Raw genomic sequence first — 15,326 nt, forward strand, 5'->3', positions numbered from 1 at the left:
ACTAAAAAAAATAAAAATAAATATAATGGTAGTATCATCAGATAATCTCATAAAGGAAATAGAAAATAGGAAAAAAGAGTATAAAACTGATAGTTATGCTATGTCTATTGGAGAATTGACTAATTTATATAGAGATGGAGAAATAATAATTAATCCTGAATTTCAACGATTTTTTAGGTGGGATATATTTCAAAAAACCAGTTTAATTGAATCTATATTATTAGGCATTCCTATTCCCCCAATTTTTGTTTATCAAACAGAAGAGGGAAACTGGGAGTTAGTCGATGGTTTACAAAGAGTTTCTACTTTGTTAGAATTTATGGGAATATTAAAAAAAGGAGAAGAAGGCGAAACCTACATTCCCTCTACACTAATAGCTACTGAACAATTACAGAATCTAGAAGGCGTTACTTGGAAGTCTTTATCACAAGTGGTACGATTAGAGATAAAAAGAGCTAGAATTACCATTGAAATAATAAAAAAAGAATCTGATAAAGATGCAAAATTTGAAGTTTTTCAAAGGTTAAATTCAAATGGCTCAAGTCTTTCTCCACAAGAAATCAGAAATAGTCTTTTAGTAATGTTAAATAAGGATTTATACAGGTGGTTAAAGGAACTATCTGAAAGTCCTAATTTTCAATCTTGTATTTCTATTCCAGAAAGATTAGAACAAGAGCAATATGATATGGAATTGATTTTGCGTTATATGGTTCTACTTCACTTTGAAGCAACTTCTAAAGAATTAAATTCTATTAATGAATTTATAACGCAAAAAATAAAAATAATTGCAAAAAACCAATTAAAAGATTTTAATTTTCAAGAAGAAAAAGAACGTTTTGAAAAGACTTTTAGGATACTAAAAACTATAGGCAAAAATATATTCAGAAGATATGATACGGAAAATGATAAGTTCGTAGGAGGATTTTTAGAATCTGTATATGATCCCATTGCTGTAGGAGTAGCTTACAATATTAATGATTACAATACGAGTGAAGATAAAGAATTACTAAAAGAAAAGATAAAAAATATATGGGCTGAAGAAGTATTTCTAGATAATAGAAGACCTGGTATTCCTGCACGTTCTAGGCTTCCTAAACAAATTCCTTTTGCAAAAAAATATTTCAAAAAATAAAATAGTTGCAAAATGGCAAAGGATAATAGAACCCTAGAAATGTTTAGTGATAATTTAGATGAGGAATTGAACTGGCGTAGGAAAGAACTAACTATATTGTACGACAAACTTCCAAAACAGAAGAATTCAGAACAACCAGCTCTATTACGTGCAAATTATGTTATGCTATACGCACATTGGGAAGGTTTTACTAAAGCTATTTTTCAACATTATATTGATTATGTTAAACTGAGAAAGTTAACTTTGAAAGAATTAAAACCTTGTTTTATAGCAAGAATAATCCGTCCTAAGGGTGCAAACGAAAAAGGAGTTTATCAAGAAGTAAGTAAAATAGAGTTTTTAATAAACGGATTAGAAAACAGAGCCTATATTACAGATACAAATGTAAGCACAAAGTCCAATTTGAGATTTGGTGTGTTCGTGGATATTTTGGCAGAAGTAGGTTTGACCATACAAAATATTGAACCCATAGAGCGTAGGGAGAGAAACTTTAGTACAAATGAAAGACGTATTAGTACAGAAATAGTTGAAAATGAAATAGATAAATTAGTAGATGTAAGAAATGAAGTGGCTCACGGCAAATATTTATTAGTGAGTTATGAAAGTTTTATTTATGTGCGAGAAATTACGATGACATTGATGGAAAACGTTAAAAATAAACTCTATCAAGCTGCTTTGCAGGAAAAATATAAAAAATAGTGTTTACTAATCTATTTCCTGCTGATTCAAAATATTTCTTTTTATAATTCAAGAACATTACAATTCATACGAAAAATGAATTACATCGGCAGCCTGTCCACCTGTTTTTTTATAGAAATCTTGGGCGTGTTTATCTTCCAGATCAGCCTGTACAAATAGTTCTTTATATCCTAAACCTTTAGAATATCCTTTTAGTTTTTCCATTAGCTTAGTTCCTATTCCTTGTCGTTGAAATGTTGGTGTAACACCTAAATCATACAAATATATTTCAGAACTAGCATAATAAACCGAAGGCAAAATATAGGCTCTCAATCCACCAAGAACTTTAACTTCTCCTTCTTCGTTTTCTAAAGCAGCTACAAAGAAAATCATACTTTCATTTTCTAAAAGGCTTTGTAGATACTTGTCGTTTGGTAAAACAAAATTTTCCATTTCAAATACTTCTTCAAAAATTTTGATAAGTTCTTTGAGTAAAGGTAAATCTTGATTTGTAAGTTTTTGATAAGTAATATTCATAAAATTGTAAACTGATTTTCAAAAAGGTATCTTTGTCTTTATTTTTTATACAAAATACTTTTCACACTCTGAACAGTGTGCTACATTAACCCAAAAACATGTTATTTCATTCCCTCAAAAAATATAAAAAACAGTTTTTTTTAGCTGTTTTTTTACTTCTTAGTCTGAATATTTCGTGCATTCAAGCACAGGACAAAACGGAAACTAAAAACGAAAATACTACAAAAGTAGCCTATCATTTTGATTTTTCTAATCGTGTTCATCATACAGCAAAAGTTACTGTTTCTATTCCAACTGCTCCAAAAGGTGAGCCTTTAAAGTTACGAATGAGTAGAAGTTCGGCTGGTCGTTATGCGCTGCACGAGTTTGCCAAAAATGTTTATTCTGTAAATGCCTTTGATGTAAATGGAAATAAATTAGATGTCGTTCGTACTTCACCTTATTCTTGGAATGTGTTGAAACCAAGCGATAATATGAAAGTTGAATATACACTTTTTGCAGATTATGCAGATGGGACTTACTCTGGAATAAATACAATTCAAGCTCATTTGAATGCTCCTGCTACGTATCTTTTGCTAGATAATTTCTATGATGAGAATTTTGAAGAAGATGCTTCTATCAGAAAAAACAAAGAAGATAAAGATGCCCAGACAATAAAAGTAACTTTTTCATTACCTCAAAATAATAGTTTTAAAGATAATAATGATGAGAAATGGACAGTTGCAACACAATTACCACAAATCAATGATTCTACTTTTTATGCACCAAACTATTATTATTTGTTAGATTCTCCTGTTTTGATAGGAAATTTATTTTGGAGCGAATGGAAAGAAGACAATCAAAACTTTAGAGTTGCTCTCAATAAAACAGGCACACCAACAACTGATAAAGAAGCAACTGAATATGTAGAAAAAATAAAGAAAATTGTAAAAGAAGAAATTGCGCTTTTCGGAGAAGCACCTGTTTTTGATTACGGAACTTATACTTTCCTTCTGAATTATCAGCCAACAGCACACGGCGATGGAATGGAACACCGAAATTCTACTATTATTACAGATGTTGATAAATTAGATAATAATCATTTATTTACAGTTGCTCACGAGTTTATTCACGCTTGGAATATTGAAAGACTTAGACCACAATCTTTAGAACCTTTTGATTTTTCTAGTACAAATATGTCGTCTGAACTTTGGTTTGGAGAAGGTTTTACCTCTTATTATACTAATTTGGTTATGCTTCGTGCTGGTATTATTGATGAAACTAGGTATGCAGATTTGATGAATGGAATGCTAAATTATGTTCTGACTTCTCCTGGTCATAACTTTCATTCTCCTGCTCAAATGAGCCAACAAGCAGCTTTTGCAGATGCAGCCACAGCAAACGACCCACTTTCTCACTACAATACCTTCATTACTTATTATTATTATGGTGGTGTTATGGGTTTAGCTTTGGACATGGAAATGAGAAAACGTTTTGATAAAAGTCTTGATGATTATATGCAAGAATTATGGAAGCAGTTTGGTAAAACGGAAAAGCCATATACTATGAAAGACCTTGAAAGAACATTGGCAGAAGTAGTAAATGATAAAGAGTTTGCTCAAAATTTCTTTCAAAAACACATTGAAGGAAATGAATTACCAGACTATAATACTTTATTAAATACCGTGGCAATGCACTTTCAGCTTACTCAAAAAGGTAAAGTTTGGTTTGGAAAGTTAGGACTTGATATTGACAAAAAGAAAACAGAAAAAAATGCTACTATTTCAAATTATATGCTTTATGATTCGCCATTTTATAATGCAGGATTAGAAAAAGGCGATGTTTTGGTAAGTATAGATGACAAACTAATTACTTCTGTGAATGATTATAGAGAAATTTTAGCAACCTTAGAAAAAGGAAAAGCTGTACGAGTTACGTATGAAAGATTCGGCAAAAAGAATAGCGTAGAAGTAATGCCTGTTCAGATTCCCTACCGTGCCTTGGTTTATTTAGCAGAGAATGAACCAATTACGACAAAGGAACAAGTAGAAGAGCGTGAAGATTGGCTTTCTACGAAGCAGAAATAAAAACTAAAAATATTTCAAGATAGCTTATATTATTCTCCTACACATACAGATTGCTAGTTTGTTTGTGTAGGATTTTTCTTTTAGAAACTCTCTAAAACCTCTAATTTCTTCTATTGATGAGTGAGTTGATTCTGCTTCGGTAGGTTTGTCCGATGGGTATTTTATGATTTTGTATGATAATTTGATTTCCTATAATTATTTCTATTTTTTCTACTGCTATAACGAACGATTTATGAACACGTAAAAACTTTTCTTTTCTAAGTAATTCTTCCATCATAGAGATTTTTTCGTGTGTCAGAATCATTTTATCAGCCAAATAAACTTTAGTATAATTTCCTAGAGCTTCTACAAACAAAATATCTTGCATCGAAAGCTGATGGTACATTTTATCTCCTTTCAGAAAAATATAGTTTCCTTGTATTGCATCAGTATGATGAGTATCAGATGAAATCTGTTTTCTTTCTATATTAATTTTACTTATTGCTTTTAGAAAACGTGTAAGCGAAAAAGGTTTGAGTAAATAATCAACAATATCCAATTCATATCCTTCTAAAGCGTATTCTTTATAGGCAGTTGTTACGATTATTTTTGGAGGGTGTGATAATGTTTTCAGCCATTCAAAACCTATAATTTTAGGCATATTAATATCTAAGAATACTAAATCTACATTTTGGTTAGAGATAATCACAGATGCTTCTATGGCATTATAAGCATTGCCCACTTTTTTTAGATACGTTAGTTCTTTACAATAACTCTCTATGATTCGATGTGCTATCGGTTCGTCGTCTATAATTAAATATTTCATACTATCTTAAATTACTTTGATGGATAATTGTAAGTCATAAATATCTGTTGATTTGGTAATTATTAATTCATGTTTTTTTGGATATGTCATGGAAAGTCGCTTTTTTAGATTTTCTAAGCCAATGCCTATATTTCCTTTTTCTATTGCAGAATAATTATTTCTGATTCGGAAAAATATTTCTGAATCTGTGGTAGTTACTTGAATATCAATAAATGCCTCTTCTAACAAACTTTCTACACCATGTTTAAAAGCATTTTCTAAGGGTATTACTAACAAAATTGGACTTATTTTGTGAGAATGAGTAATGTTCTTTTGGAAAGTAATATCCACTTTTTTCTGATAGCGTATTTTATGTAGCTCAATATAATCTTCCATATAGGCAATCTCATTTTTCAGCTCAACACTATCAGCTCTTCCATCATAAATTGTGTAACGCATCATATCTGAAAGCTTTAGTATCATTTCAGGAGTGCGTTCTGATTTTTCTATGGCAAGTCCATACAAATTGTTTAAAGTATTGAAGAAAAAATGTGGATTAATCTGACTTTTCAAAAGCATTAATTCTGCATTTACTTTATCAGCCCTTAGTGTAGTTACCCACTTCCAACGCTCATAAATCCATGTTAAAAGTGTTACAGAAATAGAAAGTATCAAAAAACTTGTAATCACAGGACGATAATTTTCAGCGTAGTTTGTTGTCGTTCTAAACACAAAAAAGTAGGTAATTATAGCTCCATAAATGAAAATAATAGCTACTTGATATTTTTCAAAAAATGTTGGAACTACTAAATAGCTAATTCCCATCCAAAATAAAAGAAGAAGAGGAGTAGTAATTGGATTATCTGGAGTACGCAAATAATACTCTGCTACTGCTCCCAAAAAGAGCAACCCAAGTACTCCCAAAACCTTATACAATGGAAACCTAGAAACCAAAAGTGTAATGATTAGCCAGCAAATCAAAAAACTAAAAACATGTATAACAATATAGAGAGGTAAAACAATAGCCTCAAAGCGAACAATAAAACCTCCAGAAATTGCCACTATCGCAAAAGTCAGTATAGTAAGTAAGCCTCCAATGATTATTTCTTTGTAGCTCACATTTATAAAATTATTTCTATTGATTTTCATTGTTTCAGAGTAATTGATTTATAAGTGAAAATAATTATTCGTAAAAAGCTAACAAAATAAATGTGACCAATACCATTATTTTTGAATCATACAATATGGTTTTCATATTAAACCTCATTTATAGCATTTTAAATAGAATTTGAGTTTGCTCCTTTTGTATTGGTCATATTAAATAGGAGTAGAGAGTACAAGCAATTATGTTTGATAAAAATCATAAACTCATTTTAATTTAGTCATATGAAAATCATTAAAAAAACGTTGCGCCTTGCTGCCTTTACACTTTTTACATTAGTTGTTTTAGTTATATTAGGTTTTAACTCATTAGCAAGACAAGTAGATTTACCTAAACCAGAAGGAAAATATAATGTAGGTGTTACTCACCGAATCATTACTACAAACAGAGTAGCTGACTTTCATCAATTTGTGGATAGCAATAGAACAGTATATCTAAAAATATGGTATCCTGCAATAGAAGTGACTAATAAAGAAAAGGCTTCATCTATTGAGGGAGGCAAACAATCGGTAAAAGAAGTAATTAAAAACCCATCACTACTTGAAAGGGTAGGACTCAAACAAATACTCAAGATCAAGACAAATGCTTATTTCAATATTCCTATTGCTACTGGTAAGTTTCCTATGATTACCTACTCTCATCAGTATGGTGGTTGGGCATCTGAAAATGCTGACCTTTTTGAGAGCTTGGCAAGTAAAGGGTTTATTATAGTGGCTATTACACATCTAAATCAGGCTGTTTTTGCACCAATAAATGAAAAAACTATAATAGATTCAAAGACAATTCCATTATTTGATACTCTTGACAAACCACTTATTAAAACTTTGTATGGAAGTATTGATAATGCTGAACAACAATCTGTACTAGATAGTAGCTTGTTGGCAATCAGAAAACATCCCTATTTGGAATCAAGAAATAGGTATTCTGATATTTGGTCAGATGATATTATTACAGCTATTGATTATATGAAAGAAGCACAGATTAAAAGGCGTGACTTTTTCTTTGAAAAAATTGACACCTCTAAAATAGGCTCAATGGGTTTTTCATTTGGTGGAAACGCTGCTATCAATGCTACCTTAAAAGATAGTTCTATACGTGCAGCTATAAATATGGATGGAACTGTTTATGGAGATTTTTATGATAAAAAATCAGATGCCAATATTCTATTCTTAGCACGCTCAAACCCAAAGAAAAAAACGTTAAGTTACTTTGGTAATTTCCGAGATAAAAATAATCAACACTATCCAACTCTGATGTTTAGAGGGGCAGAACATAGCAACTTCTGTGACATGAACTATTTTTCTGCTCTATTTAGATGGGTAGGTGTTACAGGTAGTATTGATAGTCAGTTTATGAGCCAACATAAGAATCAAATTGTATATGATTTTTTTATTACTTCATTCTATCAGTCAGATTTTAACCCTGAAAAATATACCCAAGATGAGCGAATCATAAATTATAAGCACTTAAATTAACACTTACTTTTTTTCAAAATACTCTATACCATGTAGTCTAACTTTATGAGAAAATCATAAAAAAAAGTATAAGAGTATAAGGATTGGCTTTCTACGAAGCAGAAATAAAAGTTAAAATCTTTATTTTAGCCTTGACAGTGAAATTTATTTTTGTTGTCAAGGCTTTTTTATTGAATGTTTTCTTTTAGATAGAAATGAAACAACTTACTAAAGATATTTTTGCTTTGAAGAATGAAGAATAAAAAATAAAAAACTAAGGTCGTATTCCTATCAAAAGTATATCATCAGTTTGTTGGTTATTGCCTTTCCAATTAGTAATAAAATTATCCCAAAATAAAGGTTGTTCTTTGTTTGCTAGATTTTCATTTTGTAATAAGAGTTTTTTAAAGGTTTTTCTCATTACTTTCATGTTGTTTTCTCCTCCGAATTGGTCTTGTATTCCATCAGAAGAAAGATAAAATAGCGTATCTTTTTCTCTAAAAGGAACTTGATGAAGTGTAAATTTATTTTCTCCATAACTTCCACCAATGTAAATATTATCTCCTTTTATAGTTTCAAAACTATTATCTTTTACATAATAAAGAGGGTTTTTTGCACCCGAAAAGTAAAGCATTTCATTTGGTTTGTCTATTAATATCAGACAAGCATCTAAACCATCTTTATTTTTAGTTTCGTTTTGTTTGAGTGAAAAATAAATTTCTTTTCGTAGTTCGTCCAAAATTTCATTCGGCATTGTTTTATTCTTAACCAAAACCGTTTCATTCAGAATTTGATAACTAATCAAAGACATAAAAGCCCCTGGAACGCCGTGTCCTGTACAATCAAAAGCACCTATCAAATGTCTATCATTCTCTAAAGGCAAGTACCAATAAAAATCTCCACTCACAACATCACGAGGACGAAAAAAGACAAAAAAATCAGAAAAAGTAGATTGAATTTTATCTATATTTGGAAGTATAGCCTCTTGAATATTGTTTGCGTATCGAATGCTATCTGTAACTTTATTATGTTGTATTTGTAAGTCAGAAAAAACAGTTTTTAGAGATTCATTTGTTGTATCTAATTTTTCTATAAGCTGTCCCATTTCTTCATTTTTTTCACTCAACTCTTGCGTTCGATGGGTTACTTTTTGCTCTAGTTCTGTATTTTTTTGCTCTATTAGTTTCTGAACTTCTAAAATCTGATTCTTTTCTAATTGCTCTTTTTCTAGTTCTTTTTCAGCAATTTGTTTTTTGATAAGATTAAAACGAGCAGCCAACGTAAAAGAAAAAAGTAACATCTGAATTACTATTGCGCCATTGAGAAAGTATATTTGAATTGTGCTAGTCTTATTGTCTAAGTAAATGTTGAAAACTATAAATACAAAAGATACAAGTATGAGTATGATATTGGTAGCCAAAAATTCTCTTGCTCCTAGTGCCTTTTGACGAACCTTCTGAACAGAAAAGATAAAAATACAAATGAAAAGGATTCCTGTAAAAATATCTGCTACACCGAGTGGAATAATAGAGCTATTGTAGAAACGACTTATAGAAGATGAAAGAAGAAAAGTAACTACAACCATTAAATTCAAAAGAAGAATTTTGCTCCAAGTATTCTTATAACTCATTCTAAAATAAGCAAGGCAAAATAGTATATAAGAAACGATAGTCAGGCACATCGAAATATTTGAAAACAAAACTATTTGTTCAATAGTAAGATATAATTCTTTAAAAACACTTGAGGCAGTAAGAAACCGTACTCCTAAAAAGCACAAAAACAAACTATAAAAAAGATAACTCCAGCTCTTTGTACTAATTGCCAAGAATAAATTATAGAAAAATAAAGCAAAGACAGCTCCCAAAACGAGCATAGAAACAATAGTATTAGTCAAAAAATCTTCTTCAAAGACTTTTTTACTTATGACAGAAATACGTAATTCTTTAGAACTCTGAAAATAAAATTGAGCTGGTATTTTTATATAAATCCGATGAGTTAAAGCCTTAGAAATAGGAGGAAAAGAAATTTTGTATTTAGAATAAATATAATCAGAAGAGGTGTACTTACTCCAAGTATTGTTAGTATCTTTTAGATACAAAACGCCATTTTTTCTAGGTTCAATAGTGATTAACCATTTTTCAGAATCTTCTATTTTTATATCAGCATAAGTCCATATATATTTAGTATTCTTTGTTAGATATAAGGAATCTGAAAAATCTTTGTTTGTAATATCCTCAATGCTCAAGTTATCATTTTCGACTGTATAATAATTCAGAAAAGGTGTTATGTGAAAATTATTTTCTGTACTGTCTATAACTACAGATTCTTTTGCTAAAATAGTAGTAGATAAAAGCGCAAACAGCAAAACAAAAAGAAACCTTTTTTGAGATAACAAAGTAGATATAGACAAATAGTTCATTTAAATAGACATAGATTCTGAATTAGGAATAACTCTAGTTTGAAACTACTTATTTTATAATTAACGACAAAATATAGTCTTCAATTTTATGATATACTATGAGTATTGATTGTTGTTGTTTTGAAAGAGAAGAAGTTTATTGTCAATATTTTTTAATGAGAAAGGATTAAATTTAAACAATTTTTCAAAAATAGCATTTCCCTACCATTTTCGTTACCTTTGAAATTTTGTGTTTTATAATATTATTTCAAAATTATCAAAAGAACGTTTTTTAATGGATTTACATTGGATAGATATTAGTATTTTTATTGTTTATTTTATTGCGCTGTTGGCTATCGGTTTTTATTTTTATCGTACTAACAAATCAGACGAAGATTATTATGTTGGTGGGCGTGGACTTTCAGCAGGGCATATCGGACTTTCCGTAGTAGCGACAGATGTAGGAGGAGGTTTTTCGATTGGATTGGGAGGACTGGGTTTTTCGATTGGAATTGCAGGAAGTTGGATGTTATTTACAGGTCTTTTAGGAGCGTGGCTAAGTGCCGTTTATCTGATTCCTAAAGTATATCCGATTGCAAAAAAGAAAAAACTGCTTAGTTTTCCCCAAGCTGTTGAACATTATTATACAAGAGATGTAGCACTAGCAGCAGGTATTATTTCACTCATTGGTTATGTGGGCTTTTCTAGTAGTCAGATTTTGGCTGGTGCAAAACTGGCTTCAGCTACCTTTCCGACGGCTATTACTTTAGAACAAGCCGTTTGGGCAATGGGCGTAGTGGCTGTTCTTTATACTGTTTTTGGAGGAATAAAAGCTGTAATTTATACTGATACGGTACAATGGATTATTTTACTTACAGGTCTTGTCGGAATTGGTCTTCCGATGGGTTATTATTTTGTAGGTGGAATGGAAGGAATAAAAGAAAGTCTTCCATCTGAAATGCTCTCATTAGGAAATATTACCGTTTCTCAAGTCATAAATTGGTTTATTACGATTGTACCAATTTGGTTTGTTGGAATGACACTTTATCAACGAATTTATGCAGCAAAAGACGAAAAAACGGCAATTCGTGCGTGGCGTATTGCAGGAGTTTTTGAATATCCATTTATGGCTTTTATGGGAGTTTTATTGGGAATGTTTGCCAAAGTTGCTTATTTGCAAGGGGCTTTTGCAGAGGCTGGTTTTACGGTGGCGACGGCTACTACAAATCCATTAGATGCTGAAATGGGTTTACCTCTTTTACTTCGTACTATGCTTCCTGTTGGCTTAATGGGTCTGATGCTTTCGGCTTATTTTTCTGCAATTATGTCGACGGCTGATAGTTGTTTGATGGCTGCTTCTGGAAACCTAATGACTGATATTATTGGTCGTTTCAAAAAGAAAATGGCAAGTAATTTAATTCTATCTCAAATCCTAACTTTCGTTATTGGTGCTTTTGCGATTGTACTTGCTTTGCATATGCAAAACGTTTTGGAACTGATGCTTTATTCGTATGCTTTTATGGTTTCGGGTTTGTTTGTACCTGTTTTGGCAATGCTTTTTATCAAAAACCCAAGTCCTGCTGCTGCTTTGGTCGCAATGATTGGAGGAGGAACGACTACACTAATTTTGATTTTGATGCAAAAACTAAATGGTTTAAAGTTGCCTTACGAGTTAGATGCAAATCTTTTTGGGATAAGTGTTTCTATTATGCTTTTTGCAATCGTTCATGTTTCGGTTTCTAAGAAATAGAAAAAATATTGATGATTTTGTATGAGGAAGAAAAGGTTGTTTTTGTTGCCGATATTGCTTCGTTATTTCAAATTTTAAAAGAAAAATAATAGTTTGATGCAACGTATCAGTAACTTTTTACATCTAATAAGTAACAGAAGCATCATTTTTGAGTTAAAATAAGTAGAGGATTATGAGTTTTGGCTTAAATCTTAACTTTGAGAGAACTTCAATAAAAGTAAATAAAACCAACAATTAGTAAATTAATAAATCAAAAATACATTCAAATTATACCTATATCATTATGAAAAATAAAATAAAAAACACAAGCAAAAATCAAACAAGGTCGCACCCAATTATTGGTTCTATTATCGGTTCGCCTCCTTCTTTCCATTCTATCATTGGAGTTTTGGTAGCTTTCTTTATCTTTTCAGCAAACTCTTTTGCACAAGATGTAGATTATGATGATGTGTATGGTTCGAAGAAAAACCGTGTCGCCTTATCAAATAAAAAAGCTAAAGCAGAAGCATTAGCGCAACAACGTGCCGATGAAGCTCGTGCAAGGGCAGAAGCAGAATATGCACAACAAGCCGAAATTAGAGCAAAATTAGATGCTCAAGAAGCACAAGCAAATCAGTTTACACCAACTTACACGCCTTATCAACAACAAAATTGTAACGGCTGTCAGCAGTTTAATCAATTCAGTAACCCATGTGGAGTAAATCCATGTGGTAACGTAGTGGTTACAAATCCGTGTGGTTATTCAAACCCATGTGGTTTTGGTGGAAATAACTGGAATAGAGGTTGGAACTCTGGCTGGTCAGTAGGTTGGAATTCTCGTTTTGGCTGGAATTCTGGTTGGTCTGTAGGTTATGGAAACAGATGGAATACGTGGAACGACCCTTACTGGAACAGAGGATGGAATAGAGGTTGGGGAAATGGCTATTATGGCTATGGAAATTCTTGGAATAATGGTTGGAGAAATAACAACTGGAATAATAATGTATGGAACTCGTGTGATAGAATTTATAGAGGAGACACTCGCAGCCAAAATATAACAGCAGCACGTCAGCGTAGAGGAGGAAATGTTATCATTCCTACAAGAACAGGTAGTAATACAAATAATAACAATACTCGCACCACAGGAGGAACAACAAACAACAACAACAACCGTTTTTCTAATACTAGAAACAGCAATAACGGAAACTATAATAACTCTAACCAAAGAGGAAATAGCAATAATACTAGAACTAACACTCGTAGTAATACAAATTCAAATCGTAGAAGTAATACAGGAACAAGTACAAGAAAAAGTTCAAATACTCGTTCGAATAATAGAAGTGGAAGTTCTACTCGTAGCTCTAGTGGAAGCCGTTCTAAATCTAGTGGTGGGAGCCGTGGAGGAGGAAGCAGCCGTTCACGCAGAGGTGGAGGAGGAAAGTAACCTTCTTATTGATTAGTACATAAAAAAAAGGCTTTTTACAGCAATGTAGAAAGCCTTTTTTTGTTTTAAAAATCATTCTGTTTCTTTCTTTCGAACTACTATTTCAGCCAGACAACGAAAACCCAACCAAGCCTTTGGAGCATCATATTTTTGAACTCTATCAGCAGCACACTCTTCTAAGGTATGAACAAAACTTCCTCCTTTGGCAATACCTTTTGTAGCAGTCATTTCGGCTACGTTTCCGAAGATATTGTAGATACCAAAATGTCTTGTTGGTTTGTAAAGATATATCCAGTTAGTTATCAAATTATCAAAACTTCCATAGCCTTTCCAAGAAGAAGCAAATCCACCATCGAAATAAGGCTTTTTATATTCTGTTTTATAATTAAACATTCTCTTATAACTGGTATCACTTTCAAAATAATTTTTCATATCCAACTTTACTCTTTCAATAGAATAAGTGGAATCTGCATATTTTTTTGCTGAACGATAAATCTTTCGTTTTTCTTTTTCTGTATATCTTCTTCTTGTAGAGTATCCTCCAAGTTGATAATTGAGGTCATCTTTTATTGCTGCATATTCCCACTCTTTTTCTGTTGGAAGCCTGTAGTGTACAATTACTTCATAGTCTTTGTTTTTATTTTCTTTTTTCCAGCCATCATTTACCATATTCGCTCTCCAAATACAATACCCTTGTGCTTGTTGATAACTAATTCCAACGACAGGGTGGTTTTTAAATCTTGGGTAACGAGGATAATGATCGACATATGGGTTAAAATAAACAGAATCAAAAATAACCGTATTAGATAAGTTCTCTAAATAACAGTTTTTAGAAGAATCTTTATTGAGATAATATAGATACTCTACCCAATGAACATTCGATATCTCTGTCTCATCCATAAATATTGCTGTATCTATTTCAATTCCATTTGGAGGAGTTACTTTTGAATAAACTTTAGCAATCTTCTTTTTATCTTTTTTTGTTAAATTTTCTTGAGATTCTTTTAGCTTATCAAAACGTTTTTGATGATATTCTATGGCTGCTATTCTGTTTAAAGAATCTTGTATTCTCTCTTTTTCTTCTCTTTCTATTTTCTCTAGAATTGGTTTTGGTAGAATATAGATTTTTTGGAAAAGTGTTTCAACAGAGTCCTTAACTGGGTTGTTGTATTGTATTATAAAATACTCATCTTTCCAAACGATATAAGAAATCGGATAGGCATAGCTTTCATCATTCTTTATATTATTATAAGTATGTGTCTTTATAGGTTGTCTTCCTCTAGCTAATGTAATTACAATATAATCGTCTTTATCATTTGAATCTAAATCCTCAAAAACAAAATTTACTTTCTTAGGAATTCCATTTGGATAAATAGTATCTGTTTCAGACTGTAAGTTAGAAGGCTTAATAAAAACAGTCAAAACACTATCTTCAAAAGAATGCGAAACTACTTGAGAATAAGAAACAAAAGGCAAAAACAAAAAGACTATGAGAAAGATATTTTTCATTGAATAAAAAGTAGAACTAAAAGATAGGAATATAGAAAAACTAAATAACTAAATATTGATTTTCTAACGTGGCTTAATCTATTTTAGTTTACAATGAAAAGGAAAGGAGTAAATAAATTGCACTTATTAAAGAATAAAATTAGATAGGCAGTTTTGCAACGAATTTGAGTATTCGAAAGAGCATAAGTAGTGCAAGATGTAGTTTGAAAGGCAATAATACAAGTTATTTTTGACAAACCTATTGTTTTCTGAAAAAAAAATCCGTATTTTTGTAAAACGTTTTGAATTACAGTAAACAAATTTTCAAATATTTTCAATAAAATAAATTTAGTAATTTCTTTTATAAAAATACTTAATGAATAATAAGTAATAAGCTTAGTTTCATAATTCGAAGCAAAAAAATTAAAGAATATTTTACCAAACTTTTTATACT

General features: G+C 31.1%; 11 protein-coding genes. 6 read left to right on the top strand and 5 right to left on the bottom strand.

The genetic code is table 11. From position 1 onward, the window contains the following. Positions 1 to 100 precede the first annotated feature (100 nt). Positions 101 to 1,132, top strand: a complete 1,032-nt coding sequence (locus tag WAF17_RS18670; RefSeq protein ID WP_338762966.1) for a DUF262 domain-containing protein — start codon at positions 101 to 103, stop codon at positions 1,130 to 1,132. 12 nt (positions 1,133 to 1,144) lie between these two features. Then, positions 1,145 to 1,831 carry an MAE_28990/MAE_18760 family HEPN-like nuclease gene (locus WAF17_RS18675; RefSeq protein WP_338762968.1) on the top strand — a complete coding sequence of 229 codons (687 nt, stop codon included), beginning with the start codon at positions 1,145 to 1,147 and terminating at the stop codon, positions 1,829 to 1,831. Positions 1,832 to 1,888: 57 nt separating this feature from the next. On the opposite strand, the gene WAF17_RS18680 is transcribed toward WAF17_RS18675, so the two are convergent. Next, on the bottom strand, positions 1,889 to 2,347 hold the full coding sequence (locus WAF17_RS18680; RefSeq protein WP_338762970.1) for a GNAT family N-acetyltransferase: 459 nt from the start codon (positions 2,345 to 2,347) through the stop codon (positions 1,889 to 1,891). 98 nt (positions 2,348 to 2,445) lie between these two features. On the opposite strand from WAF17_RS18680, the gene WAF17_RS18685 reads away from it, so the two are divergent. After that, a complete protein-coding gene (locus WAF17_RS18685; protein ID WP_338762972.1) occupies positions 2,446 to 4,413 on the top strand; it encodes a PDZ domain-containing protein in 1,968 nt (655 codons plus the stop codon). 100 nt (positions 4,414 to 4,513) lie between these two features. On the opposite strand, the gene WAF17_RS18690 is transcribed toward WAF17_RS18685, so the two are convergent. Both WAF17_RS18690 and WAF17_RS18695 read right to left on the bottom strand, forming a co-directional pair. Next, positions 4,514 to 5,218, bottom strand: coding sequence for a response regulator transcription factor (locus WAF17_RS18690; RefSeq protein WP_338762974.1), 705 nt, complete (start codon positions 5,216 to 5,218; stop codon positions 4,514 to 4,516). Between the two features lie 6 nt (positions 5,219 to 5,224). Then, positions 5,225 to 6,346, bottom strand: coding sequence for a sensor histidine kinase (locus tag WAF17_RS18695; protein ID WP_338762976.1), 1,122 nt, complete (start codon positions 6,344 to 6,346; stop codon positions 5,225 to 5,227). A gap of 237 nt (positions 6,347 to 6,583) precedes the next feature. Between WAF17_RS18695 and WAF17_RS18700 the strand changes: the two genes are divergently transcribed. Then, positions 6,584 to 7,834, top strand: a complete 1,251-nt coding sequence (locus WAF17_RS18700) for a hypothetical protein (protein ID WP_338762978.1) — start codon at positions 6,584 to 6,586, stop codon at positions 7,832 to 7,834. Between the two features lie 253 nt (positions 7,835 to 8,087). Here the strand turns inward: WAF17_RS18700 and WAF17_RS18705 are convergent, their stop codons facing one another. Next, positions 8,088 to 10,232: a 7TM diverse intracellular signaling domain-containing protein gene (locus WAF17_RS18705; RefSeq protein WP_338762980.1), complete on the bottom strand. Its 2,145-nt coding sequence runs from the start codon at positions 10,230 to 10,232 to the stop codon at positions 8,088 to 8,090. A gap of 274 nt (positions 10,233 to 10,506) precedes the next feature. Between WAF17_RS18705 and WAF17_RS18710 the strand changes: the two genes are divergently transcribed. Both WAF17_RS18710 and WAF17_RS18715 read left to right on the top strand, forming a co-directional pair. After that, on the top strand, positions 10,507 to 11,961 hold the full coding sequence (locus WAF17_RS18710; protein WP_338762983.1) for a sodium:solute symporter family protein: 1,455 nt from the start codon (positions 10,507 to 10,509) through the stop codon (positions 11,959 to 11,961). 283 nt (positions 11,962 to 12,244) lie between these two features. Further along, positions 12,245 to 13,384 carry a hypothetical protein gene (locus WAF17_RS18715; protein WP_338762985.1) on the top strand — a complete coding sequence of 380 codons (1,140 nt, stop codon included), beginning with the start codon at positions 12,245 to 12,247 and terminating at the stop codon, positions 13,382 to 13,384. A 72-nt stretch (positions 13,385 to 13,456) separates the two neighbouring features. Here the strand turns inward: WAF17_RS18715 and WAF17_RS18720 are convergent, their stop codons facing one another. Further along, on the bottom strand, positions 13,457 to 14,893 hold the full coding sequence (locus WAF17_RS18720) for an SUMF1/EgtB/PvdO family nonheme iron enzyme (protein WP_338762988.1): 1,437 nt from the start codon (positions 14,891 to 14,893) through the stop codon (positions 13,457 to 13,459). Positions 14,894 to 15,326 lie beyond the last annotated feature (433 nt).

The sequence above is a fragment of the Bernardetia sp. ABR2-2B genome (assembly GCF_037126435.1).
Lineage (GTDB): Bacteria > Bacteroidota > Bacteroidia > Cytophagales > Bernardetiaceae > Bernardetia.

Coding starts and splice junctions, on each gene's coding strand:
- WAF17_RS18685 (WP_338762972.1), top strand. CDS start 2,446: ATGTTATTTCATTCCCTCAAAAAATATAAAAAACAGTTTTTTTTAGCT.
- WAF17_RS18690 (WP_338762974.1), bottom strand. CDS start 5,218: ATGAAATATTTAATTATAGACGACGAACCGATAGCACATCGAATCATA.
- WAF17_RS18680 (WP_338762970.1), bottom strand. CDS start 2,347: ATGAATATTACTTATCAAAAACTTACAAATCAAGATTTACCTTTACTC.
- WAF17_RS18675 (WP_338762968.1), top strand. CDS start 1,145: ATGGCAAAGGATAATAGAACCCTAGAAATGTTTAGTGATAATTTAGAT.
- WAF17_RS18670 (WP_338762966.1), top strand. CDS start 101: ATGTCTATTGGAGAATTGACTAATTTATATAGAGATGGAGAAATAATA.
- WAF17_RS18695 (WP_338762976.1), bottom strand. CDS start 6,346: ATGAAAATCAATAGAAATAATTTTATAAATGTGAGCTACAAAGAAATA.
- WAF17_RS18700 (WP_338762978.1), top strand. CDS start 6,584: ATGAAAATCATTAAAAAAACGTTGCGCCTTGCTGCCTTTACACTTTTT.
- WAF17_RS18720 (WP_338762988.1), bottom strand. CDS start 14,893: ATGAAAAATATCTTTCTCATAGTCTTTTTGTTTTTGCCTTTTGTTTCT.
- WAF17_RS18715 (WP_338762985.1), top strand. CDS start 12,245: ATGAAAAATAAAATAAAAAACACAAGCAAAAATCAAACAAGGTCGCAC.
- WAF17_RS18705 (WP_338762980.1), bottom strand. CDS start 10,232: ATGAACTATTTGTCTATATCTACTTTGTTATCTCAAAAAAGGTTTCTT.
- WAF17_RS18710 (WP_338762983.1), top strand. CDS start 10,507: ATGGATTTACATTGGATAGATATTAGTATTTTTATTGTTTATTTTATT.